At 44.1% G+C, this 26,815-nt stretch carries 22 protein-coding genes; 13 read left to right on the top strand and 9 right to left on the bottom strand.

Translation table 11 applies throughout. The annotated features are described in order from the left end of the window. Positions 1–3: 3 nt before the first annotated feature. Entirely contained in the window at positions 4–2,697 is a 2,694-nt protein-coding gene (locus OW491_RS08615; RefSeq protein WP_290035664.1) for a DNA translocase FtsK, read from the bottom strand. Between the two features lie 392 nt (positions 2,698–3,089). Here OW491_RS08615 and trxB point away from each other — a divergent pair, with 392 nt between their 5' ends. From trxB to infA, 4 genes are all read left to right on the top strand, one after another. Then, complete coding sequence (gene trxB / locus OW491_RS08610) at positions 3,090–4,046, top strand: thioredoxin-disulfide reductase (RefSeq protein WP_075172180.1); 957 nt, start codon at positions 3,090–3,092, stop codon at positions 4,044–4,046. Between the two features lie 131 nt (positions 4,047–4,177). Further along, positions 4,178–4,870, top strand: coding sequence for a leucyl/phenylalanyl-tRNA--protein transferase (gene aat, locus OW491_RS08605; protein ID WP_290035578.1), 693 nt, complete (start codon positions 4,178–4,180; stop codon positions 4,868–4,870). Positions 4,871–4,897: 27 nt separating this feature from the next. Further along, complete coding sequence (locus OW491_RS08600; protein WP_075172182.1) at positions 4,898–5,611, top strand: arginyltransferase; 714 nt, start codon at positions 4,898–4,900, stop codon at positions 5,609–5,611. Between the two features lie 106 nt (positions 5,612–5,717). Continuing rightward, positions 5,718–5,936, top strand: a complete 219-nt coding sequence (gene infA, locus OW491_RS08595) for a translation initiation factor IF-1 (protein ID WP_075172183.1) — start codon at positions 5,718–5,720, stop codon at positions 5,934–5,936. 54 nt (positions 5,937–5,990) lie between these two features. On the opposite strand, the gene clpA is transcribed toward infA, so the two are convergent. Both clpA and clpS read right to left on the bottom strand, forming a co-directional pair. Then, positions 5,991–8,243 (bottom strand): ATP-dependent Clp protease ATP-binding subunit ClpA, encoded by a 2,253-nt coding sequence (gene clpA, locus OW491_RS08590; protein ID WP_290035576.1) that lies wholly within the window; start codon positions 8,241–8,243, stop codon positions 5,991–5,993. A gap of 13 nt (positions 8,244–8,256) precedes the next feature. Then, positions 8,257–8,616 carry an ATP-dependent Clp protease adapter ClpS gene (clpS, locus tag OW491_RS08585; protein WP_075178884.1) on the bottom strand — a complete coding sequence of 120 codons (360 nt, stop codon included), beginning with the start codon at positions 8,614–8,616 and terminating at the stop codon, positions 8,257–8,259. A gap of 224 nt (positions 8,617–8,840) precedes the next feature. Here clpS and OW491_RS08580 point away from each other — a divergent pair, with 224 nt between their 5' ends. Together OW491_RS08580 and OW491_RS08575 are read left to right on the top strand one after the other, a co-directional pair. Continuing rightward, a complete protein-coding gene (locus tag OW491_RS08580; protein ID WP_075172186.1) occupies positions 8,841–9,053 on the top strand; it encodes a cold shock domain-containing protein in 213 nt (70 codons plus the stop codon). Between the two features lie 230 nt (positions 9,054–9,283). Continuing rightward, positions 9,284–9,952, top strand: coding sequence for a pseudouridine synthase (locus OW491_RS08575; RefSeq protein WP_290035574.1), 669 nt, complete (start codon positions 9,284–9,286; stop codon positions 9,950–9,952). Between the two features lie 16 nt (positions 9,953–9,968). Here the strand turns inward: OW491_RS08575 and OW491_RS08570 are convergent, their stop codons facing one another. Further along, positions 9,969–10,418 carry a molybdenum cofactor biosynthesis protein MoaE gene (locus OW491_RS08570; RefSeq protein WP_075172188.1) on the bottom strand — a complete coding sequence of 150 codons (450 nt, stop codon included), beginning with the start codon at positions 10,416–10,418 and terminating at the stop codon, positions 9,969–9,971. A 79-nt stretch (positions 10,419–10,497) separates the two neighbouring features. On the opposite strand from OW491_RS08570, the gene OW491_RS08565 reads away from it, so the two are divergent. From OW491_RS08565 to OW491_RS08535, 7 genes are all read left to right on the top strand, one after another. Next, positions 10,498–10,938: an NUDIX hydrolase gene (locus OW491_RS08565; RefSeq protein WP_290035571.1), complete on the top strand. Its 441-nt coding sequence runs from the start codon at positions 10,498–10,500 to the stop codon at positions 10,936–10,938. Between the two features lie 27 nt (positions 10,939–10,965). Further along, positions 10,966–12,069, top strand: a complete 1,104-nt coding sequence (gene mnmA, locus OW491_RS08560; protein ID WP_290035570.1) for a tRNA 2-thiouridine(34) synthase MnmA — start codon at positions 10,966–10,968, stop codon at positions 12,067–12,069. Positions 12,070–12,072: 3 nt separating this feature from the next. Further along, positions 12,073–12,735, top strand: a complete 663-nt coding sequence (hflD, locus tag OW491_RS08555) for a high frequency lysogenization protein HflD (protein WP_075172191.1) — start codon at positions 12,073–12,075, stop codon at positions 12,733–12,735. Positions 12,736–12,810: 75 nt separating this feature from the next. After that, positions 12,811–13,278 carry a prepilin-type N-terminal cleavage/methylation domain-containing protein gene (locus OW491_RS08550; protein WP_075172192.1) on the top strand — a complete coding sequence of 156 codons (468 nt, stop codon included), beginning with the start codon at positions 12,811–12,813 and terminating at the stop codon, positions 13,276–13,278. A gap of 182 nt (positions 13,279–13,460) precedes the next feature. Next, positions 13,461–16,010, top strand: coding sequence for an EAL domain-containing protein (locus OW491_RS08545; protein WP_290035568.1), 2,550 nt, complete (start codon positions 13,461–13,463; stop codon positions 16,008–16,010). A 121-nt stretch (positions 16,011–16,131) separates the two neighbouring features. Next, positions 16,132–17,496 carry an adenylosuccinate lyase gene (purB, locus tag OW491_RS08540; RefSeq protein WP_215151735.1) on the top strand — a complete coding sequence of 455 codons (1,365 nt, stop codon included), beginning with the start codon at positions 16,132–16,134 and terminating at the stop codon, positions 17,494–17,496. Positions 17,497–17,703: 207 nt separating this feature from the next. Beyond that, complete coding sequence (locus tag OW491_RS08535; protein WP_290035567.1) at positions 17,704–18,468, top strand: DUF4197 domain-containing protein; 765 nt, start codon at positions 17,704–17,706, stop codon at positions 18,466–18,468. Between the two features lie 83 nt (positions 18,469–18,551). On the opposite strand, the gene ahpF is transcribed toward OW491_RS08535, so the two are convergent. From ahpF to OW491_RS08510, 5 genes are all read right to left on the bottom strand, one after another. Then, positions 18,552–20,129, bottom strand: a complete 1,578-nt coding sequence (gene ahpF / locus OW491_RS08530) for an alkyl hydroperoxide reductase subunit F (RefSeq protein ID WP_290035565.1) — start codon at positions 20,127–20,129, stop codon at positions 18,552–18,554. 124 nt (positions 20,130–20,253) lie between these two features. Continuing rightward, positions 20,254–20,811, bottom strand: coding sequence for an alkyl hydroperoxide reductase subunit C (ahpC, locus tag OW491_RS08525; protein ID WP_075172197.1), 558 nt, complete (start codon positions 20,809–20,811; stop codon positions 20,254–20,256). A gap of 248 nt (positions 20,812–21,059) precedes the next feature. Then, positions 21,060–23,741 carry a M12 family metallo-peptidase gene (locus OW491_RS08520; protein WP_290035564.1) on the bottom strand — a complete coding sequence of 894 codons (2,682 nt, stop codon included), beginning with the start codon at positions 23,739–23,741 and terminating at the stop codon, positions 21,060–21,062. Between the two features lie 80 nt (positions 23,742–23,821). Continuing rightward, positions 23,822–24,418, bottom strand: coding sequence for a hypothetical protein (locus OW491_RS08515; protein ID WP_290035562.1), 597 nt, complete (start codon positions 24,416–24,418; stop codon positions 23,822–23,824). Between the two features lie 196 nt (positions 24,419–24,614). Next, a complete protein-coding gene (locus tag OW491_RS08510; RefSeq protein ID WP_215151740.1) occupies positions 24,615–26,507 on the bottom strand; it encodes a propionyl-CoA synthetase in 1,893 nt (630 codons plus the stop codon). Between the last annotated feature and the right edge of the window lie 308 nt (positions 26,508–26,815).

Below are 26,815 nucleotides of genomic sequence, written 5' to 3'. Positions count from 1 at the left end.
CCATTAATTCCTCACTGGCGGCGGAGCTAATACTTCGCGCTGACCATTACTTCCTGCTTCGGTAACCACTCCCGCCGCTTCCATCGTTTCTATCATGCGTGCAGCACGGTTATAACCAATCTTTAATTTGCGCTGCACACTGGAGATGGAGGCTTTGCGAGTTTCTGTTACAAAAGCAACGGCTTCATCATAAAGAGCGTCTTGCTCCTCATCAAATAGACCACCGCCACTGCCCATAGTTGCATCGCCGCTGCTCTCATCCAGAATAGAATCGATGTAAACCGGAGAGCCTAATTGTTTCCATGCTTCAACTACTCGATGTACTTCGTCATCACTCACAAATGCGCCATGGACTCGATTAGGGACACTTGTTCCAGCGGGCAAATACAGCATGTCGCCGTTACCTAATAAGTTCTCTGCGCCCGATTGATCAAGGATGGTACGTGAATCAATCTTAGAAGATACTTGAAAGGCAATACGCGTAGGTACGTTGGCTTTTATCAAGCCAGTAATGACATCGACAGAAGGTCGCTGCGTAGCCAAAATCAGATGAATCCCTGCGGCACGGGCTTTTTGAGCGATCCGGGCGATTAATTCCTCTACTTTTTTGCCGACAATCATCATCATGTCAGCAAACTCATCAATAACGACGACGATATACGGAAGTGATTCCAAATAAGGAGCGGGTGTACCTTCTGGTTCTCCGTGCTCCTCTGCCTTCCAAAGTGGATCCCGAATAGGCTCATTGCGCTGTTCTGCTGCTTTAACTTTATCGTTAAATCCAGCTAGATTACGCACTCCCATTTTTGCCATTAAGCGATAGCGACGCTCCATCTCCCCCACACACCAACGCAAACCGCCTGCGGCCTCTTTCATATCAGTGATAACAGGTGTCAATAAATGCGGTATGCCTTCGTAAATAGACAGCTCTAGCATCTTTGGGTCAACCATCATCAAGCGGACTTCTTCAGGAGTCGCTTTATACAGCAAGCTCAGTAGCATAGCGTTAACACCAACGGACTTACCCGAGCCTGTAGTACCCGCGACCAGTAAATGTGGCATCTTGGCAAGGTTAGTTACCACTGGGTTCCCCGCTATATCGTTACCCAAGCCCAGTGATAAGCGCGATGATGATTCTTTGTAGGATTTTGAGTTAAGGACCTCGCTTAGGCGCACCATTTGTCGCGTCTCGTTGGGTATTTCTATACCCATGACGGATTTACCGGGGATAACCTCCACTACACGCACACTCAGCACTGCTAATGAGCGAGCCAAATCTTTTGATAAATTAGTAATTTTACTGGCTTTTACTCCCGGTGCTGGCTGTATCTCAAAGCGAGTGATAACAGGGCCAGGGTTAACTTCAACCACCTCGGCTACAACCCCAAAATCCTTCAGCTTGCTTTCTAGCAAACGCGACATGTCCTCTAGTTGTTCGTCGGTATAGCCGGTTTCCGTATGTAATTCAGGAGGGTCAAGTAGATCCATAGAAGGAATTTTTTGTATAGATCGCGCTGGGCGTCTATCCATAGCAGGCGTGTTTAGATCTACTTCATCTTCCGTTTTAATTGGCTGATGCGTTTCAGCCAAAGGTACAATTTTGAGCGCTTTTTTCTGTTCTGTACTGAGTGGGTTGCCCTGCCCTACTGAACCGGTCGGTGTTAATGATGATGGCTTAGGGTTAACCGGGTCCACTACGGGTATACCAGCAATCGTAGGCGCCGCTGCCTTGGTACCTTCATCAAAGGTAGGGTTCGTGCTAGACGACACCACGTTAGTGACGACAGGAATATCAACCTCTTCAGTGGTTTGTACCGGAGGAGACAATAGCTCGCCAGTTGATTCATTAACATCAAACGAGCGATTCGCAGACAAAGACAAATGGCTTTTATCCAGGTCATACTCGGTATTGTCCCGGACTGGTGTTGACGTTAATGGCGTTGCAGTTGGAGTCGCAGCGGCTGTATTACCGCTTTGTGCAACCGGTCTGGCTTTAGGCTGCTCGAAGCGTTGTTTAAATTGCTCGCGTAAAGATTCAGCGCGCTCTTGTACCGAGGTTTCTGGACCTTTAGTCGGCTTTGGCTTGAACGTAAATAACTGACCTATAGAGCCCACTTTAAGCACAGAATTACCGACGGCATCGAGCATTTGTCCCCATGAGCACTCGAGATAAAACGTCAATCCAATCAGAAGCGTAGCGAGCAAAAGAACACTGCTTCCTAAAATGCTGAACCACGAAACCATCACATCCGATATTGCTTCGCCAAGTAGCCCCCCACTTGTAAAGCTGTAACCTAAACTGGCATTGCTGACATGGATAGACGCTAATGTGCTAAGCGTTGTTACAATAAGCAACACGCCCAATGCTCGCAGCATCACAAACGGGAGCCCATCTAATAACGAAATTTCACCTCGAATCATGAAACGAATAATGGGTATACCAATAACAAATGGTATTAACCACGCCGCTACTCCCAGAAAAGAAAAAGCAATATCTGAGACAAGCGCCCCGCCTTTCCCGGTCCAATTTTGAACTTCAGGATGATACCCAAGATGAGACCACCCCGGATCTTTGGGGTGGTAGCCCAATAAACTCAGTAATAAAAAAAGACACAGGGCTGCAATAACTAACAGCACAAAACTTTTACTTACGCGTGCCAGTAAATCCATAAACGCTTGCGGGCTGGCTGATCGCATTTTATCCACTCAATATCCTTAAACTTGAAGCACTGATAACAAACCGACAAAAATAGCACAATTGCTAACTTTCTGCTCTGCACAGACAACGTAAAATATGATTGTTTCCCATAAATGTGATGCTATTTACGAAGTAACACACGCGCCCTATCGCAGGCTAAGCTATATCCTTAAGAGTAATCATTATTAGCCGTTGCGAATAATTTCTGTGTATCATATTGCATCTTTACTTAACCGCTTCTAACAAGTGCAACTTGAGGTAGCGAAAAGTTTTATTGAAGGCAACTTTACTGCTTTTAATGATTTTTAAACCAATGTCATTGCATTTTAAGGGCTGCGCCCCATCATATGTAGATATTGTATCAATACGAGTTGGATTTAAGGCTACTATCATGAGCGAAACACAACACCATCAACTAATTATTTTAGGTTCCGGCCCTGCTGGCTATACAGCAGCCGTTTACGCAGCACGTGCTAACCTTAACCCAGTCGTTATTACGGGTATGCAAGCAGGTGGACAATTAACCACCACGACCGAAGTTGATAACTGGCCTGGTGATGTAGAAGGCGTTCAAGGCCCAGAGCTAATGGAACGTATGAAAGCTCATGCTGAACGTTTCGACACTCAAGTTCTCTTTGATCATATCAACAAAGTAGATGTAAAAAACCGCCCTTTCACTCTTACCGGCGATATGGGAACTTACACCTGCGACGCCCTCATAATCGCAACTGGCGCATCGGCGCAATACCTAGGTTTAGAATCAGAAGAAGCCTTCAAAGGTAAAGGGGTAAGCGCATGTGCAACATGCGATGGATTCTTCTATCGCAACCAAAAAGTAGCGGTTATCGGTGGTGGTAACACCGCAGTAGAAGAAGCACTTTACTTATCAAACATTGCAGCCGAAGTTACACTAATTCATCGCCGCGATAGCTTGCGTTCTGAAAAGATCTTGCAAGACAAACTGTTTGAGCGCGCTGAAAATGGCAACATTAATATCATTTGGAACCATCAGCTAGATGAAGTCCTTGGCGATGATATGGGTGTTACTGGTGTACGCATTAAAAGCACAGACGGCAGCTCTACTCAAGAACTAGACTTATCTGGCGTATTTGTAGCGATTGGCCACAAACCAAACACAGATATTTTTGAAGGCCAATTGGAGATGAAAGACGGCTATTTAAAAATCCAGTCTGGACTTGACGGTAACGCGACACAAACTAGCGTACCAGGTGTTTATGCGGCGGGTGATGTTTGCGATCATATTTATCGACAGGCTATTACATCTGCTGGCTTCGGTTGCATGGCCGCGCTGGATGCTGAGCGCTTCCTTGATGGGCTAACCAAGTAATAAAGCAGTAGTTTTTCGCTGTTATATCAACAAGGAGGGAAATCACCCTCCTTTTTTATTGCTCATCACATGAAACAGGTTTAACGTCTTACCACACTTGCCCGTATAAATAATTCGACAGCCGACTAATAATGATACCTTGGTTATCCCCTACTCATTTAGATTTCCCTCCAGTCGACGATGCACTACAAGAGCCCAACGGACTGCTAGCCGCGGGAGGCGACTTGTCCGCCCAACGCTTAGTTAACGCTTATAGGCATGGCATTTTCCCTTGGTTTAGTGAAGACGAACCCATCCTTTGGTGGAGTCCTAACCCTCGTTGCGTACTTAAGCCAAGCGATATTTATATTTCTAAAAGCATGAAAAAGCACATAAAGAAGTATGCTTGGAACGTCACCTTTGACCACGCTTTTAATTCCGTTATTGAGCACTGTTCTGCGCTACGAGAGGAATCGGGTACTTGGATTACGGACGAAATAATCACCGCTTATCAATCGCTCCACCAACAAGGTGTCGCACACTCGGTCGAGGTCTGGTCTGAGCATGGAGAGCTTATAGGGGGGCTTTATGGTCTTGCTATGGGCAAGTTGTTCTTTGGTGAATCCATGTTTAGTTTAAGACCTAATGCGTCGAAGGTAGCTTTTATTAAATTAGCACGCCAACTTAACACATGGGGCTACCCATTAATTGACTGCCAAGTGCATAACCCCCATCTTGAAAGTTTGGGGGCTATAGGGATTTCACGGGACGAATTTTTACTCTATATTAATAACCATATAGACAGCGAACCAGAACACCAATGGATATTTGACCATAGCTGCTAAGCTATCGTTAATGGTGATTTTAGCTAGATGACAGACCTTAAAGAATTGCACTTTTTTGCAACCCCTGAGCATAACTGCAGTTATATTGAGGGCAATAAAGCAAAAACTTTGTTTGTTGATCCTCAAACAAGCATCAGTGTGGGTGCGTTTAGCCAATTATCAGACCTAGGCTTTCGTCGAAGCGGCAAGCATATTTATCGTCCCCACTGCGAGCAATGCCAAGCGTGTATATCTGTCAGGATACCCGTAGCCACTTTTAAGGCTAGCAAAACCCAGCGCCGAATTATCAGCCGCAACAAAGACTTAGTTATTAAACATGCCACCCCACACTGCAATGACGATTATTTTGATCTATATACACGCTACATCAACGAGCGTCATGCGGATGGCGACATGTACCCTCCCACGAGAGAGCAGTTTGTTAGCTTTCTAGTCGACGGAGACCAACCTTGTGAGTTTATCGAGTACTACTTAGAAGATACTCTTATAGCTGTCTCTGTGACCGACACGCTTACTCGCGGCCTCTCGGCCACCTATACTTTTTACGATCCGAGCCCAGAATTTAGCAAGCGAAGCCTAGGGACTTTTGCAATTTTATGGCAAATTGCAGAATGTGAGCGATTAGGGCTCGATTATTTATACCTTGGTTATTGGGTGCAATCGTGTAGAAAAATGAAATATAAAATAGGATTTAGGCCTATGGAATTCCTTATTGATGGCCAATGGATACTTATTCGATGAGTTTTTCCTGTATTTCTTTTGATATCCCCGCGTAATTAAGGCAAAATACGCCGCTCTGAGAATAGGACATCGTTCGAAATCAGCCCTTTCCACAGGTAGGTAATTAATGGCTAAAGAAGATAGCATTGAAATGGAAGGTACCGTGATCGACACTCTGCCGAACACAATGTTCCGCGTAGAGCTCGAAAACGGCCACGTAGTAACGGCACATATCTCTGGTAAAATGCGTAAGAATTACATCCGCATATTAACTGGCGATAAGGTTAAAGTTGAACTAACACCATACGATTTGACTAAAGGTCGCATCGTATACCGCGCTCGTTAGTGCAGTAAAGTGCACACTTGGGTGCACTTCCCGCAAAGATTTGCTAGTGGCGACTTAAACAGTCGCCACTATTGTTTCTAGAGCAAGTTCATCTTTTTCATCAACAGAAATATGTACTTCCCCGCCCTCATTAGCTAAATCACCAAACAAGATCATTTCGGCAAGTGGCTTTTTGAGTTTCTCTTGAATCAAACGCTTCATTGGACGCGCCCCCATTTTCTCGTCATATCCATGACTGGCCAACCAAGCACGCGCCTCATCATCAACCGTAAGCACCACTTTCTTCTCGTCCAGTTGAGCTTGCAGTTCTGTTAAGAATTTATCCACCACGCCAATGATAATATCTGTTGATAGTGGTTTAAATTGGATAACCGCATCCAAACGATTCCTAAATTCAGGCGTAAAGAGTCGCTTAATGGCTTCCATTCCATCTGTCGAGTGATCTTGATGCGTAAAACCAATAGATGGTCTACTCATCGCTTCAGCACCCGCATTGGTAGTCATAACCAGTATGACATTGCGAAAATCAGCTTTACGGCCATTGTTATCAGTTAACGATCCGTTATCCATTACCTGAAGCAGGATGTTGAATACTTCGGGATGCGCTTTCTCAATTTCATCCAACAACAGTACACAGTGAGGGCTTTTAGTTATCGCTTCAGTTAATAGCCCGCCTTGGTCATACCCAACATAACCCGGAGGCGCTCCTATCAAGCGCGAAACTGTATGTCGCTCCATATACTCAGACATATCAAAACGCACTAGCTCAATACCCAAAATGCGGGCAAGTTGGCTAGTTACTTCTGTTTTACCCACCCCTGTTGGGCCAGCAAACAAGAAGTTACCCACGGGTTTATGCGGATCATTAAGGCCTGCGCGTGACAAGCGAATAGCGGATGACAGGCTATCAATGGCTTCATTTTGCCCCAGCACAACCATCTTGAGGTTGTTATCCAACTTTTTAAGCTGCTCTTTATCCGATACAGACACTGTTTTAGGAGGAATGCGAGCGATCTTGGCCACGACGGTTTCGACTTCATGCAAACCAATAACAGGGCTTCGCTTATCGGCACTTAGCAAACGTTGATATGCGCCAGCTTCGTCGATGACATCAATCGCTTTATCTGGCATATGCTTATCATTGATGTATCGGTCAGCTAACTCAGAGGCCGCTTTTAATGCTTCATCGGTGTACTCGATTTCATGGTGTTGCTCAAATTTTTTCCGCAACCCGCGCAAAATTTCATATGTTTCATCAACGCTAGGCTCAAGCACGTCAATTTTTTGAAAACGACGCGCTAACGCCCTATCCTTTTCAAATATTCCACGGAACTCTTGGAACGTTGTTGAACCAATACAGCGCAAATCCCCAGAGCTAAGTAGCGGCTTGAGTAAATTAGAAGCATCCATTGAGCCGCCAGAAGCTGCACCGGCCCCAATAATGGTATGGATTTCATCGATGAACAGAATCGACTTGTCTGCTTTTTTAATTTCTCCCAGCAGAGCTTTTAGGCGCTTTTCAAAATCACCGCGGTACTTAGTACCCGCCAGTAAGGCACCTAAATCCAAGGAATAAACAATACTACCTTGAATTACTTCCGGGACTTCTTCATCCACAATCAGCTTAGCCAGACCTTCAGCTATTGCAGTTTTACCCACGCCAGCTTCACCCACTAACAACGGATTGTTTTTACGACGGCGAGACAAAATTTGGATAACACGTTCAACCTCGGCAGCGCGACCAATGAGCGGATCAATTCGACCCTCTGCCGCTTGCTGATTAAGGTTTACCGCATACTTGCTTAGTGCCGTTGCGCTGCTTTGAGCGCCTTCATCATCATTTTCGGCCGCTGCTTCGTCTTCATCATCAGCTGATTTACCTATGCCATGAGAGATAAAGTTAACAACATCTAACCGTTCAACGCCTTGCTGTTGAAGAGAGTAAACCGCTTGGCTTTCTTGCTCACTAAAAATTGCGACAACAACGTTAGCGCCGCTAACTTCGCTTTTGCCAGATGATTGCACGTGGAATACAGCACGCTGCAGTACACGCTGGAAACCTAAAGTTGGCTGGGTTTCCATATTAGGTATATTTTCAGGTAGGAGTGGAGTGGTCTCATCAATGAAATCTGATAAGGTTTGACGTAAATTTTCTAAATTCGCACCGCAAGCATTAAGCACCTTGGACGCGTCACTGTTTTCGAGCAATGCTAACAATAGATGTTCAACCGTCATAAACTCATGACGTTTTTCTCTTGCTCCTTTAAACGCTGCACTTAACGTATCTTCAAGTTCACGATTTAACATAGCCACGCCTCCGCTATACAGCTTCTACTTCGGACAACAACGGGTGTTTGTTATCTCTAGCATATTGATTCACTTGTGTTGCTTTAGTTTCAGCGACGTCACGAGAAAAAACGCCACAAAGGCCTTTTCCTTGTGTATGCACCGAAAGCATTACTTGTGTTGCCTTCTCCTGATTCATATTAAAAAAGATCATTAATACTTCTACTACAAACTCCATAGGAGTGAAATCATCATTCATCAAAACGACCCGATACATAGATGGTCTTTTGAGTTTAGGCGCTGCTTCTTGAGTTACCAAGCCACCGTGGTCGTTATTATTGTCCTCATCCTCAGACGATAATCTTGTTTTAACCGATTTTATTACTTCAAACATGAATTTACTCTGTAAATTTTTATTAAAAAAAATACAATGATTAGCACAGCCTTAACAGAATGCTATACTAATTGTAACAGGAGATGGATTTCTGATATCCCTGTTAGAATAATATGGAAGATTCACTCTTAGTTACAACTCTTTCATTTGAGTGTAGCAGGAGTGAGCGGTATAGGTCTGCTATCTGCAGGTAGACCTTAAACAGTTTTAACTAGGAGTACGTGATGCAGACAGGGAAAGTTAAGTGGTTCAATAATGCTAAAGGGTTCGGCTTCATCATCCCAGATGAAAATTACACCGAAGATCTATTTGCCCATTATTCAGCAATACAATCAGAAGGTTATAAAAGTCTTAAAGCAGGACAAACCGTAGAGTTTGAGACAACTCCAGGCCCCAAAGGGCTGCATGCGGTTAACATCACCCCCATCGCTTCATAATTCTTTAATCACCTTCATTTGCTGATTACAGGCAAAGCAGCAGTTTACTGTTGTTTTGCCTGTTAGAAGGTCAGGTTTTATACAAGTTGCTAAATTAGCAATAGACTGTTTCATCAGCCCCAAAATAGTACTGTCTCACTTTATATACACTGTTATACAATCTTGCATGCGCATATTGCATCTTCTTTGTATAATTATGCCCCACTTTCCAGCTTAGCTTTAGGCCTTTCATGTCTAACATCATTTTATTAAATAAGCCTTATCATGTCTTAAGCCAATTTTCTGAATCTGGTGAGAAAACTACACTAGCTAGTTTCATTAAAACGCCGGGATTTTATCCTGCTGGCCGTTTAGACTTTGATTCCGAAGGCTTAATGATCTTAACTGATGATGGCGCATTGCAGCATCACTTAGCACATCCACAGTTTAAAATGGAAAAAACGTACTGGGCTCAAGTAGAAGGCATGGTATCTGACGTGGCAATTGAACAGCTGGCAAAAGGGGTGGTTTTGAAAGACGGCCTTACGCGTCCTGCCCAAGCCCGCGTTATAGCCCCCCCGCATGTTTGGGAGCGCCGCCCACCTATTAGAGAGCGCAAGGATATCCCGACCACATGGATAGAATTAAAGATAACCGAAGGGAAAAACAGGCAAGTAAGAAGAATGACGGCCGCCGTAGGCCACCCTACACTACGGCTTATTAGATACGCTATTGGAGCGTGGACTACTGAGGGCTTAGCGCCGGGTGAACAGCGCCATATGGAAGCAAATATTACCATCCCTTCCAAAAACAAGCAGCGCCCCCTAAAAAACCAACGCTCTACCGCCGCAAAAACAGGTGGCAAAGCCTCTACAAGAAAACCAACCAAGGGATCAAAGCTATTAAAAACTAAACGCTAAAGCGGATATAGCGTTTTTACCACTGAGACGCTTTGTCTAGGTCTGATTGTTTTTGCTCTACCCATTTAGGGTTTTTGCCGATTTCTTTTTTCCAGAACGGCGCGTCCCTTTTTAGATAATCCATAACGAACTGGGCTGCTTCGAAAGCTTCCGCACGATGCGGACACGAAACCCCTACAAACACAATATTGTCAGCAAGCAGCAAACGGCCCACACGGTGCACGATGTGCAGTTTGTTAATGTCCCAACGTTCACAAGCTTGATTAGCAATAGCCAACAATGCTTTTTCGGTCATGCCTGGGTAATGCTCTAAAAACAAGCCTTCAAAATCATTGGTGGTCTGATCCCTAACCAAGCCCGTAAAGGTAACGACAGCTCCAGATGATACATTGCCCAATGATAACCAATGATGTAACTGTGCAATATTAAAGTCTTCTGTTTGCACATCAATTCTAATTGAGTCCATATCGTTTCCGCGTCATCACTGTTTAAGAAAAATCATACCATTAATGCTAGTATTTCCACGAGTTACCTAGGAGATTCATATGAGTTGGACACCGCATGCTACCGTTGCCGTTATTATTGAGCAAAAAGGTCTATTTTTGATGGTGGAAGAAATCGACAATGGTCAACATGTTTTCAACCAACCTGCTGGCCATGTAGAAGAAGGTGAAACATTCGAACAAGCCGCCATTCGTGAAACACTTGAAGAAACAGGCCTTAATGTAGCGCTTACCGATCTTGTCGGCTTGTATACGTGTGAAGGTAGTAATGGCGTAACGTATCACCGCTTATGCTATGCCGCCTCCATCTTATCAGCAGAACCTAACTATCAACTTGATGATGACATTGTAAGAACACTATGGATGTCACGTGAAGAGTTAATTGCACAATTCGATCAAATTCGAAGCCCCCTGGTACTGGCATGCATTGACGATTATCTGGATAATCGGCGGTTTCCCGTAAATTTTGTACGCAACATTTAACACTGACCCAATTAGTTCGAGTATTTCATGACCCAAAATCATACTGCAAAAGTTATCGTCGGCATGTCTGGCGGTGTCGACTCTTCTGTTTCTGCGCTTTTACTAATGCAGCAAGGCTATCAAGTAGAAGGCCTGTTCATGAAGAACTGGGAAGAAGACGACGGCACTGAATATTGCACAGCAATGGATGATATGGCCGATGCCCAAGCAGTCTGTGACAAGCTAGGCATTGTGCTCCATAAAGCCAACTTTGCGGCTGAGTACTGGGATAATGTATTTGAATACTTTTTAGCGGAATACAAAGCCGGCCGCACTCCTAACCCGGATATTTTGTGTAATCGGGAAATAAAATTTAAAGCATTTTTAGAGTACGCGATTGAATTAGGAGCTGACTTTATTGCAACAGGTCACTACGTACGACGCGGTGAAAGAGACGGACACACGTGCTTACTAAAAGGCTTAGATAACAACAAAGACCAGAGCTACTTTCTCCACCAAGTGGGAGAAAACGAAATTAAGAAGACCTTATTCCCCGTGGGTGAGCTTGAAAAGCCTGAAGTTCGCCGGATAGCAGAAGAACACGACCTTATTACTCACAACAAAAAAGACAGTACTGGCATATGCTTTATTGGAGAGCGCCGCTTTAAAGACTTTTTACAGCAATACCTACCGGCTCAGCCTGGAAAAATAGAAACAGAGAGTGGAGACGTCATTGGTGAACACTCAGGTTTGATGTATTACACCATAGGGCAACGTCAAGGCTTACATATCGGCGGCCTCAAAAACTACCCAGAAGAACCGTGGTTTGTTGCAGGTAAAGACCTAGAGCGTAACGTGTTAATCGCCGTTCAAGGTATAGAAAACGACTTGCTCTTTACTGATTGGCTAACGAGTGACTCTTTGTTTTGGATAAATGGGCAATCACCACAAACCCCTTATCACTGCAAAGCCAAAGTCCGTTATCGTCAAGAAGATCAGGATTGTGTACTTGAAAAACAAGAAGATGGATCTTATATAGTCCACTTTAACGAAGCGCAGCGCGCTATTACCCCAGGGCAATCCGTCGTCTTTTATAAAGATGATCTTTGTTTAGGTGGTGGTGCTATCGAATCGACTGGAAAAAAGGCGTAATTAATGTCTCGTGAACATGATGAACAAACCATAGCTTTAGCCGCCATGTTTCAAGTGGCGACCTTAGTCGATCAAATAGCCACTCGAGGCATGGTACCTCAACACAGCCTTGAGTCTTCTATTTATAGCTTATTTGTTGATTCACCCAATATTACCGAAGATGTATTTGGCGGGGTTAGTAGCTTACCCAACAATTTAGGTATGGGCATCAAGACGTTAAGCGACCTGGTTGAAAAAAAAGGCGATGTGAAAAACAACAACATCACCAACTATGTATTAAGCCTAATGATGCTTCAATCCAAGGTGCGCAAAACACCTGGCATGCTTGAGACAATTAGCGATCGACTAGACGACATTAGAGAGAAGACTCACTATTTTAGCCCAGATGTGTCCAACCCTATGGACGAGCCATCAGCGTTCACGCATTCCAGTATCATTGCCAACATCGCTAACCTATACCAAGACACAATCAGCACTTTTAATTTTAGAATACAGGTCTCTGGAGACCCACGACATCTGCAAAACGCAGAAAATGCCGCTAAAATTCGTGCCCTATTACTTGCTGGTGTTCGTGCTGCCATTTTGTGGAATCAAGTAGGTGGTAAGCGCTGGCACATGTTGTTTTTCCGCTCTCGAATTAGACCTTCTCTACAAAAAATCCGATAAAGAAAAAGGTAAATTTGTCGAAACCTACTACACTTAACATGTAAGGACTTACAGTTTTTCTAAGAGTGAGGGTGAATGACAATTTCGAACGCATACTGTAAAGGACTGAGCCTGCTGGAGTTGCTTATTGCAGTGGCTGTTTTAGGTATTATCGTATCATTCGCCTACCCTTCTTACAGCGCTTATAAAGATAAAGTAGATAACGGTGTCGCTATATCTCAACTGCAAGTACTAATTGATAAAATCGAGATTTTCAACGCAGTGAACAATCGCTTCCCAAATTCCCTTGACGAACTCAGCTTATCCGATGAACAAAAGACAGATCCATGGGGTAACAACTATGTCTACCTCAATTTATCAACAGTAAAAGGTAATGGAAAAGTCAGAAAAGATAAAAACTTGAAGCCAATCAATGGTGCGTACGACCTTTACAGTAAAGGAAAAGACGGAGATTCCACCAGCCCTATTAACGCTAAGAAAAGCCAAGATGACATCATTGTTGCCAACGACGGCTCCTATATCGGCTTAGCTTCTGATTATTAATGAAAATAGAGCTCGAAATATTTAAGAGTAAAATAGCCCGTCGGCTTTTTATTTTGTGCTTCTCCATTGTAATAGTCCCTATACTATTTACAGCACTTATCTCTAATCACGAAATAAAAAAGCTACTGATTCAAGGTCAGAGCACACTTATTCGCGAAAGCACCAAAAGCTACGGGCTTGACATGTTCGAGCGTCTCTATAATGCCCAAAGCCACCTAAAACTTGTGATCGAAACACAAGCTTTGGATAATAATTTAGACGACTCCGATCAGGAATTATTATCTGAATATTTTTTAAGCATCGATAAAACTCCGTTAGAAGTCAGCCAAGGCACTAACATAGGGAATTTTGAATACCCTTCGCTAAAAGTAACCCAAAACGGAGACGAGCTGTCGATCTCTTTTCACGTCACTCAAACCAATGGACCACAAGCAACTTTATACACGGCTGAGTTAAACCAAGAATATTTATGGGCAGACACCTATTTAGATGCGTATGAAGAGCTGTGTGTATACACAAAAAAACTACTATTGCTTCACTGCTCTAATAACCCACCAAACTTCGCAGCTATCACGCAATTAAATCAAAAAGAGAGCAAGTTAATCCAGTGGATGAACGAAGAACAGGAAGAAATGCTCTCTGCTCATTGGCAGCTATACCTAGGTCATCAATTTAAAAGCAGCGACTGGATTTTAGTCACTAGCAAGCCAGAGTCTATAATTTTCAAAGACTTATACAGCTTTCAAAACTTACTTTTCCTTGGTATTGCACTAGCCCTATTATTAACAACGTACGCAATTCTGTTCCTTGTAAAGAAGCACCTAAAACCAATTGATGCATTACTGTTAGGTACTCAGGAAATTTACAAAAACAATTTGCAACATAAAGTGCTTATTAAAACAAACGACGAATATGAAGATTTAGCTAATTCATTCAACACAATGACGACCAAGCTATCATCAGAGTCTGATATAAGCACAGCGCTCACAGAGATTGATGAAAAACTGATAACTAGAGCAGCGTTTTCAGAATGTATGGAATCGATCATTCGCAATATACCACTCTTAACAGCCGCCCATAGCATCTTTGCTTATGTATCCGATTCCATTAACGAAACCAGTTATTCTAGTTATCGATTTGACTGTAAAGACAATAAGCTGCATGTAAAGGACCATATACTGCAGGATCCAACTATTGCCTTCGACGATATAGAGCCCGGCACAAGTGTTTGTTTTTCTTACGATCAAATAAAATCACGTATAACAACCCCTTACCTCTCTATTGATAGCAGCTACACCTTGTTTCAATTATCAAACGAACAGCACCTGAGAGTTTTCCTTATCGTTGCTAACGATCGTAAAACATATCATCCACGCACAAACGAATACTTTCAGCACAGCTCAATTGTGTTAAATGCTCTACAAAGAGACAAACTTTTAGAGTCGCAAGCCAATACAGATAGTTTAACGAAATTACATAACCGGAAGTACTTTCAAGAACAAGTTTCAGCCTGCTTGGACAACCTTGCTACGCCCTGTAAGGAATCCTTGTTAATGTTTATCGATCTTGACCGATTCAAAAACATTAACGATACCTTGGGCCATCATATTGGCGATTTATTATTACAAGAGGCGTCCATACGCTTACTTAAATCAATTCCCAGCAATGCTATCTGTGCTCGATTTGGAGGTGACGAATTTACTGTTTTCATCCCAGACTCAACAAACATCAACGCTGAAAACATCGCCACAGCAATTATTACTGCGCTGTCTGACAGCTACTTTATCGGCGGTTATCATGCGATTGTCAGTGCGAGTATTGGCATAAGTATTTCACCTAATGATGCAACGAGCTTTGATGAATTATTACAATGCGCAGATTTAGCGATGTACAATGCCAAGGATAATGGCAGGGAGCAATGTAGTTTCTACAACAAACAACTCAGTGAACAGCTCACTAAACGCGTCGATATGGAACGGTATGTAGCCAACATACTGAATAAAAATCAATTAACGGTCTATTATCAACCAAAGCTAGATTTACACACCATGACCATCTCCGGCTTCGAGGCTCTTTCACGCTTTAGCCATCCAACTAAAGGCTCTGTATCCCCTTTCGATGTATTTGCCGTTGCTGAGGATACAGGACGAGTATTAGAACTGGGTTATTTTGTACTACATCAAGCCTTGAAACAGCAGGTAGCGTGGGAGCAACAAGGATTATGGTCCGGTAAAATGGCCGTCAATGTATCCCCAGTTCAACTATTTGATACTCATTTTTTAGCCCATTTAGACCTGTATTTAGAAAAAACAGGCGCTGATCCTCGCAACTTAGAGTTAGAAATTACAGAAGGCGTTTTAATTGACGATCCAGAAGGAGCAGCGTTACTCTTACGCAAAATCCATGACCGTCATATTAGTATTGCATTGGATGATTTTGGTACGGGTTATTCATCGTTAGCATACATTACAAATCTGCCAATCGATCATCTAAAAATTGACCGAGCTTTTATCGTACAAATAGATGAAGGTGAAAAATTTAGAGGTGTTCTACAATCCATAATTAGTATGGCTAAGCACTTAGGTATGCATGTTACGGCTGAGGGCATTGAAATTGAAAGCCACCTTAATTTTTTACAAGCCGCGGAGTGCGATTACATACAAGGGTACTTTTATAGCAAACCGCTTAGTGCTGAGGGTGCGGCACTGTTCCTTGAAACACATTGCTTATAAAAACACCGCACAAGTTCATCCTTTGTCCAGAGTGTAGGCTGAATCTAACTACAGATTTTCGTTATATTTTCCGCTATAATCCCGCCTTCTTTTTAACCCTATAGCTACAGCGAGACGATACATGGAGCTTTCTGCACTCACCGCCGTTTCTCCGGTAGATGGCCGTTACGGCAGTAAAACTGCTGACTTACGCCCTGTTTTCAGTGAATTTGGTTTAATCCGCAACCGCGTTTTGGTTGAAATTCGTTGGTTACAAAAACTGGCCTCACACCCCCAGATTCAGGAAGTTCCTGCTTTCAGCGATGAAGCAAACGCACTTCTTAACGATATAGTTGATAATTTTAGCGAAGCGGATGCAGAGCGCGTAAAAGAAATTGAGCGCACAACAAACCATGACGTTAAAGCCGTAGAATATTTGATCAAAGAAAAGATCCAATCTAACGCTGAGCTGCAGGCCATCAACGAATTTGTTCATTTTGCTTGTACTTCCGAAGACATCAACAACTTGTCTCATGCATTAATGCTTCGTGACGGCTTAGCCGTTGTAAAGCCACAAATGCAAAAAATTGCTGATGAAATTGCTCGCATGGGTCGCGATTACGCTACGCAACCAATGCTGTCTCGAACACACGGGCAAACGGCTTCTCCGACAACGGTCGGTAAAGAAATGGCAAACGTAGCTCATCGTTTGCAACGTCAGATAAAACAACTCAACAATGTAGAGTTCTTAGGCAAAATCAACGGTGCCGTTGGTAACTACAATGCTCACCTATCTGCCTATGCCGATATCGACTGGGAAGCCAACGCTAAAGACTTTATCGAAGGTCTCGGCATTAGCTGGAACCCATACACAACTCAGATCGAACCTCATGATTACATAGCAGAGCTGTTTGATGCTGTTTGTCGTTTCAACACCATTATCATCGACTTTGATCGTGATATCTGGGGTTACATCTCCATGGGTTACTTCAAACAAAAAACGATTGCGGGCGAAGTCGGCTCCTCTACTATGCCGCACAAAGTTAACCCAATTGACTTCGAAAACTCTGAAGGCAACTTAGGTATTGCAAACGCCATCATGCAACACCTAGCCGCTAAATTACCTATCTCCCGCTGGCAGCGCGATCTAACCGACTCAACGGTTCTTCGTAACATGGGCGTAGGTTTTGGCTACAGCGTCATTGCTTACCAATCTACCTTAAAAGGTATTTCTAAATTAGAGTTAAACGCCGCGCGCTTAGACGAAGATCTAGAAAATGCGTGGGAAGTGCTAGCGGAACCTATCCAAACGGTGATGCGCCGTTACGCTATCGAAGAGCCTTACGAAAAGCTAAAAGCGCTGACACGGGGTCAAGCTATGAGCAAGTCAACAATTCTTGCTTTTGTTGACACACTGGACATGCCAGAAGCTGCTAAAGCAGAGCTCAAAGCACTGACACCGCATAACTATATTGGTAACGCCGTAGAGCAAGCTAAGAAAATCTAAGTGTTTTCTTTAATATAGCTCTCAATACCTAAGTGGCTTTAGATTATTAAAAGCCGCTTAGGTAAATCTTGTCTCTTCGCTTCGCTTCCCCTTCTTCTTTATTTTCGCGTAATCTATCGGCTTAATTGGTGTAAAGCTGGAATAAATCTTCTCTGTGGCAGTCTATACATCAGACTTACTAACGACTAACCGTAAAAGGATTGAATAATGCGTAAATTATGGGCTCCGGCCATATTAATGAGTTCTTGCTTACTTGTACCTCACGTTAACGCAGGATGGTCGGATTTAGTTGATAAGGTCAAAGATGAAGGTGGTAGCGTACTCAAAGACTCCCTCACATCAGGTAACAACACAGGCTCGTCCTCATCATTGGAGACGTCCACCATCATAGAGGGGTTAAAAGAATCGTTATCAGTCGGCACCCAACGTGCGGTAGCTATAGTCTCTGCAAATGGCGGCTACTTAAATGATGCTGACATACGAGTCCCCTTGCCTAACGGCTTAGATAAGCTGTCGGGAGCTTTACGCCAATTTGGTATGAGCGACCAGGTCGACGAGTTTGAAAACTCTATTAACCGTGCCGCAGAAAAAGCCGCACCTAAAGCCGCCTCTATTCTTTCTGAAACCATTACCAACATGAGTTTTGAGGATGCGCGCACTATATACTCAGGTGGCGATGACGCAGCTACCCAATATTTAAAGGACAAGTCAGGCGATAAGATTGCGGCTTTATTCAAACCTGAAATCAGCACGGCTTTATCTAGTGTTGATGCAACCCGCTCGTACGATCAACTCGCTAAAAAAGCGGCTAGTCTACCCGTCGTCGGAGAATCAATCGACACTGATTTGACTGACTATGTAACAAACAAAGCGCTCGATGGCTTGTTTTTAAAACTAGCCGAGCAAGAAAAAGCGATTAGAGAAAACCCTGCTGCTAGAACAACAGAGCTTCTGCAAACGCTATGGAAATAGCGTAGCCGTTACCCATAAAAAAGCCCCCACCTAAGAGTTCTGGTGGGGGCTTTTTTTATCAGGTGGATCGCCTGACTGTCAGGTTAGGCCGCTTCGCTTCCTGCTTCTGCGGGCACTGACGTACGTATTAAGTGATCGAATGCGCCCAAAGCGGCTGTTGCACCAGCGCCCATTGCAATAATAATCTGCTTGTAAGGGACGGTAGTCACATCGCCTGCAGCAAAAACGCCTGGCATCGATGTCTGCCCTTTTGTATCGATTACAATTTCGCCTCGATCTGATAGTTCAAGCGTATCTTTTAACCATTCAGTGTTCGGAATTAAACCTATCTGAACAAATATCCCAGCAACATCCACTAAGTGCTTATCACCCGTAGCACGGTCTGTGTAATTCAGACCAATAACTCGCTGGCCATCACCGATAACCTCTGTGGTCATCGCTTCTTTAATGATGGTGATATTTTTCATCGATTTAGCTTTGCGCACTAAGACTTCATCGGCACGTAATGTGTTGCCAAATTCAAGTACGGTGACATGCTCAACGATACCAGCCAAATCGATTGCTGCTTCAATACCTGAGTTACCACCGCCAATCACAGCAACTTTTTTACCTTTAAATAACGGGCCATCACAATGCGGGCAGTAAGCCACTCCTTTACCACGATATTCTTTCTCGCCCGGTACGTTCATTTCTCTCCAGCGCGCACCTGTGGCTAAAATGACAGACTTACTTTTTAGAACCGCACCACTTTCTAGCTCAACCTCGATCATGTCACCTTTAGTTAGCCGCTTGGCACGCTGCGTGTTTACAAGATCAACATCATAATCTAATACGTGTTGCTCAAGGTTAGCGACTAATTTAGGACCTTCTGTTTCTTTTACTGAGATAAAGTTTTCAATGGCCATCGTATCCATCACTTGGCCGCCAAAACGTTCGGCCACAACACCTGTGCGGATACCTTTACGGGCGGCGTAAATTGCTGATGCTGCACCAGCGGGGCCGCCACCAACGACCAGTACATCGTATGGGTCTTTTTCTGCTAAGGCCGCTGCTTGGCGCTCACTCGCTCCGCTATCAACTTTATTGAGTATCTCTGCCAAAGACATGCGCCCCTGACCAAATAACTCACCATTCAAATAAACAGATGGAACTGCCATGATATTTCGCTCGTTAACTTCATCCTGAAACAAAGCACCATCGATCATGGTTGTACGTATATTTGGATTTTTAATCGCCATCAGGTTGAGTGCTTGTACAACCTCAGGGCAGTTTTGGCATGACAGGGAAATGTATACTTCAAAGTTATAATCACCCGTTAGCTGTTCAGCCTGCTCGATTAATGCAGGTTCGGCTTTAGAGGGATGCCCCCCTGCCTGTAATAATGCCAGCACAAGTGACGTAAATTCATGTCCCATTGGGATACCAGCAAAAGCGACACGAGATGCGCTACCTTTAGGCGCTATACTCATTTGCGGTGCTCGACCAACGGGGTTGTTATCAATAATTAATTCTATTTTTGAAGAGAGCGCCGAAATTTCGGTGGCCAATTCTTCTAGCTCTTTAGATTTTGCAGTGTTGTTGGTGGACACAGTCAGTTCTATCGGATTAACGATGTTCTGCAAATAGGTGTCCAATTGTTTCTTAAGGTTTGTATCTAACATTATCGTTACCTGACTAGTGTCTTAAAATTCGACTTATCTTACGTAATAAAGCTGATGCCTAATCGGCCAACTGGCTCCTACTAGCGAGTGGATCTCAAGCAGGAGTCAGTTGAGGAGCGTCGTTTTAGATTTTGCCAACTAGATCCAAAGATGGAGCAAGTGTTGCTTCACCTTCTTTCCATTTAGCCGGGCATACTTCACCTGGGTGAGCCGCTACGTATTGTGCTGCTTTTACCTTACGGACGGTGTCTGCCGCCTCACGACCAATACCTTCAGCAGTAATTTCAACTGACTGGATAATACCTTCAGGATCGATTACAAACGTCGCACGGTCAGCAAGGCCTTGATTTTCACGCATCACACCAAAGTTGCGAGTAACCGTGCCTGTAGGATCGCCGATCATTGTGTATTGGATCTTGCCGATCGTTTCAGAAGAGTCGTGCCATGCTTTATGAGTAAAGTGCGTATCAGTAGACACTGAATATACTTCTACACCCATGCTTTGAAGTTCAGCATAGCTGTCTGCCATATCGCCTAGCTCGGTTGGACAAACAAATGTGAAATCAGCTGGGTAAAAGAAAACAATAGACCATTTACCTTTTAGATCAGCGTCTGATACTTCGATAAATTCGCCTTGTTTAAAAGCTGATGCATTAAATGGTTTGATTTCTGTATTGATCATTTTGTTGCTCCTGTTAAAGCGGGGTTTGATTCAAATAGGTATTGATTCGACAGGAGCTAGTCTATGGAAATTGGTTGATATGTAGAAATTAATTGTTTTTAAGAGGTTGATTAGTTTTTCCTATTAAGGCCCCTTGTATATAGCAGAAGTTAATCGAGTAGCATTACTTAACCTAATCCATGTTCGCACAACAAAAAAGCAGCCTAGTGGCTGCTTTTGGAGCGTTGTTTAATGATGAGAAACAGTCACTAATCCGCAATAAAAATGCTGATTGTTTCACTGGTATGCCCCAGCTCACTATCGCGAGATTGCTCTTCTTGCACATACGCGGAAACTTTAGAAGATGATAAGGCTCGATGAGCGGCATAGGCGGTATCAGCTCCCCGGAAACTGGCTAGGGCCGTCACAACAACTGGGTGCTTATTCGATGAAAGCTTGTTGAAATTAACCACCTTATTGGCACCGTACGCTGTCGTGACTTCAATCGACCGACCGCCAATGTCAGTATTCCCTTTTTCTATCGCGATCCAACCGACCACTTCGCTAGCATGACCATTGCTTAAACTTTCTTGTTCTTGAAGCGCGAGCTGTATGCCTGCATTCGAGTTTGATAGCACCCTAGCAACTACAACGTCCTCGTCATTAACACTGTTAACGCTTGTAAAAATAACGGGAGGTTCACTAAAGCTTGAGCCGTAAGACACATTCACGGATTGGGATGCGGTTACCTCTACATTCGAGCGGCCGGCTTTTAATACTAAATCGCCTAATTGATACTCACCACTGTCAGCGACAAGATAGAATATTTTTTCCCCGTTAACGTGAGTACCGCCCTGATAATCCCAACCTGAAAAGCGGATATCAAAACTAGTAGGTGTAACGTTGCGGATTTGAAGAGCACCTAACTCATTTGATAGTTCACCAACCGACGCTGTTACAACAGGAGCGCTGTAGTCCTTGCCTAGTGGAACCGTTGTCCACTGGTCAGTAATGCCTTGTAAGTAGCCCCACTCAACAGGCGTAGCATCAATTTGTGGTTGTTGGCGCAATGCAGACGCATCGCCTCCTCGGGTGCTGACATCCTGCGCAAAAAGCTGCCCACCAATAGATATCGCATCGATTGTCTCCGTTGTATGAGCAACCTCAGAATCGATCGATTGCTCTTCCTCAACAAAGATGGATGAGTTAATTAAAGGCAACCACTCATGGGTAACAAGCGTCTGCTGAGTTAAATAAGTGACTTCTTCGCCTCCCAATATGACTTTTCCTGAGCCATGCGGGCTATAAACGGCTAAATACCCAACTGTTTCAGCGGCATGGCCATTGTTCAAACTTTCTTGCTCATACAAAGCGGCACTGAAACCCGTGGCGGTTACCGATTTAACACGGGGTATAGCGGCTTGTGCTTCATTGGCTGTTTGCATCGTTAAAAAGATCCGCGGGGCTGCCGCAAAGCTGGCGCTGAATGTCTGTGCTTGGAAGTTACGCGTTTTATCTAACGTAAAGGTTCCCACTTCCCAAATAGAGCCATCTGGCATTGTGTATCGACCACTTTCTAACACCACATGCGGTATCGTTTCGCTGGCGTGCTCCCCATCTAAATAATCCCATTCGCTAAAGTTAACCGAGAAGCGCGTTTCATACCCATCACGGGTTACATTTTTAATACGAACCACACCTGGTGAGCTGTTATTAAAGCTTGGTGGTCCTGCGATAACGACCGGATTGTCATAGGTAGAGGGCAGCACAACACTTGTCCACTCATGGCTTGTGTTGAGTACAAGCAGATCACTGCCTCGCCGTGTAGGGTCTTCTGGATGACTGTCTATTTCATCTGGCGTGCCGTCACCATCCGCATCTCCGTCAATTGCTGGGTCGGCTACTCCGCCATCATTTGGGTTATCAGGGTCTAGACCATTTCGTAATTCATAAGCATCATCTAACCCATCACCATCGCTATCAGGCGGTGAACCAGCTTGCCAAGGCTCCTGTACATTACACATTGAATCAAAATCTGCTAGCTCACCGGTCACAGTATTCCATGCAGATACAGGCTCTTCTTGGCAAACCGATTCACGATAGGAGGCAACAACCGACATCGTATCGTTAATTAATCGCGTATTATCAGCATCAGCCTGATCCCCCGCCGCGACACCTTGATAGTTAACGTAGGGAGTAGAGAACAGAGGGGCGCCTGCGTAATAGGTTCCGTCGTTATAGTTGTAGCCCATAGCGGTAGAGTAAGCTTTGCCATTAGATCCTGTGAAAAACCAACCCGCTGAATATTGATTATCTAGATAGCTATTTGGCCCCGCCCCACTACTTAAAGCTTTGGGGTGCGCCGCGCCTAAATTATGCCCAAGCTCATGTACGAGGGTGTTGGATATATCAACTGATCGTATGGCGGCAACCGAGAACGCAGCACTCGAATCCCCTTGCCAATAAATTAATGAATACCCCAAGCCCACATTACCGTATGCAGAGCCATGATCCACCATCATAGTTACTAGATCTGCACCGTACGTTTCACGTGCAGCGGCAACCGAACTAAACACCCCTTGCCCTTGGCGTAAAGCCACTAAATCATTATAAAAACTACTGCTATTGGTAGTAGCTTGCGTGGTGTAATCAATATCAAGACTATGGACAATATTGAACTCCAGGTCTAACCCGCTATTGCTTGCCACTTGATTCATTCGGTTTTGAATATCCAATGAAAACAGCTCCATCCCCCCATTATTATCGACCCAGGCCTTAGCCGTTGAATCAAAGACCATCATGACATCAATTTCTTCGGCAAAAACAGGTGAACTGATTAAGGCCACCGCTAGGGAAGTAGTCATTAAAATAGGAACACGTTTCGCTTGATGGGCGTGTTTGGGCGAGACAATTAAAGGGGGGGTAGATTTTTTTAGTTTTTGAGCCATCATGGTCTCTCTATCGCTTGCAGGGTTTGCTTGAATAAAACCGACGGACTACTAAACAGCGGTTACTGTACATATAAAATCTATTATTGAACTGACACATGTTCATGGGTTTGGGCCGGCATTTTGGCTAAATCTACTTCGGTAACTGTGGCGCGTCGTTTCGCTTGGTTACCTCGTAACCGGTATGACTTCCCATTTTCCATGTCTTGAATGGTCATTAGATAATCATCACCTATTAACGTTAGCGTGACGGTAGACAGAGACTCGCCAGTAATGCGCCCCTGTAAGAGAAGCTTCTTTTCACCTATTTTACGTTCAGTCTCAAACGTTATGTCCAAGTCCACATCGTCAAATAAAGGAAGCGCAAAACCATGCCCCAGTTCTGTAGGAATGCTTACTGCTATATCAGCGTCGCGACTAAATACAGACTCAGCCAGCGGATCACTCAGGTGGGAATGACGAGTCTCAGATAGCTGTTCATTACGACCCGTAAGCGGGTTGGTCGCCGGTTGATTAATCAATCGGTCCTCAACCTGTGATTCAATGATTGGAGGCACATCAGCACCGGACTCTTTAACGCTTATCGTTTGCCAAAATATAAAGAGCACTACTGCCAGCAGTAGAAGCGCTACGCTGCCTAAAATTAGTACACACCTTGACACACCACCTTGTTTTGTCATCAGCACTCACCTTTATGTTGCATAAAAGATACAGAAAATAAAAATAAATAGCTTTAAAAACAATAATATATCGCTATCTATTAATTTAATTCAGCACTATACAAAGGTTAGTTAACCAGAGCTAGTTCCATCTAATTAAGCAACAAAAAAAGCAGCCTAAATGGCTGCTTTAAAGACAGGTTTGGCGCACGAATAATTAACGGCTGACTAACCCGCGTGAGTCCAATATTTCTTCGATTTCTGGCAAACTCGCTGGATCATCAATCGTAGAAGGGATGCTGTAAGCTTGTCCATCAGCAACTTGGCGAAGCAATTTACGCAGTATTTTCCCTGATCGCGTTTTTGGTAAACGCTGAACAACAACCGCTTTTTTAAAACAAGCGACAGCACCAATCGATTTTCTTACCATCGCAACCAGTTCTTTTTCCAGCTGCTCTTCGTCAACCTCTACACCGTTCTTAATAAGGACTAAACCAATAGGTTGCTGGCCTTTTAGAGGATCGTTAATCCCAATGACACAGCATTCAGCTACTGCAGGATGGCTAGCAACGACCTCTTCCATTTCGCCTGTTGATAAGCGATGGCCGGCTACATTAATCACATCATCTGTACGGCCCATCACAAATACGTAACCATCCTCGTCTTTATAGCCGCCATCACCTGTTGAATAATAACCAGGAAACTCTGAAAGATACCCCGTCCTAAAACGCTCATGATCACCCCAAATTGTTGGTAAGCAACTGGGAGGTAATGGCTGCTTAAGCGCGATAATGCCTTGTGAACCGGCGGGTAACTCCTCGCCTTGTGCGCCTAGAATTTGCACATTAAAGCCTGGGATGGGTACCGTTGACGATCCAGCTTTAGGTGCCATCCTTTCAATACCCGTTAGGTTGCCACAAATAGCCCAACCGGTTTCTGTTTGCCACCAATGATCAATAACAGGTTTGCCCAACGTTTGGCTTGTCCATTCATAGGTCGGGGGATCCAAGCGTTCACCTGCCATAAACACGGCCTCTAATGCGCTTAAATCATAAGGGGCTAATAAATCAGAATCAGGATCTTCTTTACGTATCGCCCTAAATGCTGTGGGAGCTGCAAATAATGCTTTAACTTTATACTCATCACATACGCGCCAGAAAGCACCGGCATCAGGCGTTTTGATCGGCTTACCTTCATACACCACTGTTGTACAACCTGCTAACAATGGCGCATAAACAATATAGGAGTGCCCTACAACCCAACCGACATCAGATGCAGCCCAAAAGACTTCGCCCGGCTCCATATTGTAGATAGCTTTCATACTGTACTTTAATGCGACAGCATGACCACCGTTATCCCGCACAACCCCTTTTGGTTTGCCGGTTGTACCTGAGGTATACAATATATATAGCGGATCAGTCCCTTTAACGGCAACACAGCCTGCAGGCTCTGCTGTTGCCATTGCTTGCTGCCAATCCAAATCTCTTCCTATCTCCATGCTTGCGGTGCATTGTGGCCGCTGCAATACAATACATCGCTCAGGCTTAAACGCAGACAGTTCAATGGCTTCATCAAGCATAGGTTTATATTCAATCACCCGATTGATCTCGATGCCGCATGAAGCCGTTACCACCACTTTAGGCTCGGCATCATCAATACGAACAGCCAACTCTTTTGGTGCAAAGCCACCAAAAACAACCGAATGAATAGCTCCCAAACGCGCAACGGCTAGCATGGCAATCAATGCCTCTGGAACCATTGGCATATAAATAACGACCCTATCCCCTTTTTCTACACCTTGCTCTTTTAGTACACCTGCAAACTTAGCTACCTCATCGCGCAGTTCTTGATAGGTATAGCGGCGCTTAACTCCCGTTACCGGAGAGTCAAAAATAATAGCGTCTTGTTCGGCCCGGCCATTTTCCACGTGATAATCTAATGCAAGGTAGGCAGTGTTAAGCTCCCCATCAGCAAACCAACGGTGGATACCATTGCTATCCGTACTTAGCACTTGTTTTGGCTTTTTAAACCAATGAATGAGTTCTGACTTCTCTTCCCAGAAAGTTTCGGGTGATTCTATTGAGTGTGAGTATTCTGCTCGATACGACATCGTACGGCCCTTTTATTATGTTATCTATCAGGACTACGTAAGTGAGCCGATTTATTATTATTGTTGACAGTCGGCCCGCTGTACCTAAGTAATGTATCTAAACTAGCCGACAATTTAACTAAGACATTGGGCGAATAGGCCGTTTTTTAGACAAAAATAGGCAGATCCTAGCTCCGCCTCAAAAATATTGTCGACAATCTACTGATTTGGATCAATCCTAAATATTGTAGAATTGACCTTTTTCACTCAATACAGCGGCACAAGTGATAACCGCTAAAAAAATATCAACTCCCCAAAAATCGCTCTTT

It is taken from the genome of Neptunomonas sp. CHC150 (assembly GCF_030397555.1).
Taxonomy (GTDB): domain Bacteria; phylum Pseudomonadota; class Gammaproteobacteria; order Pseudomonadales; family Balneatricaceae; genus Neptunomonas; species Neptunomonas phycophila.
The sequence above is the reverse complement of the archived record's forward strand: the minus strand, read 5'-3'. Positions and strand labels throughout refer to the sequence as shown.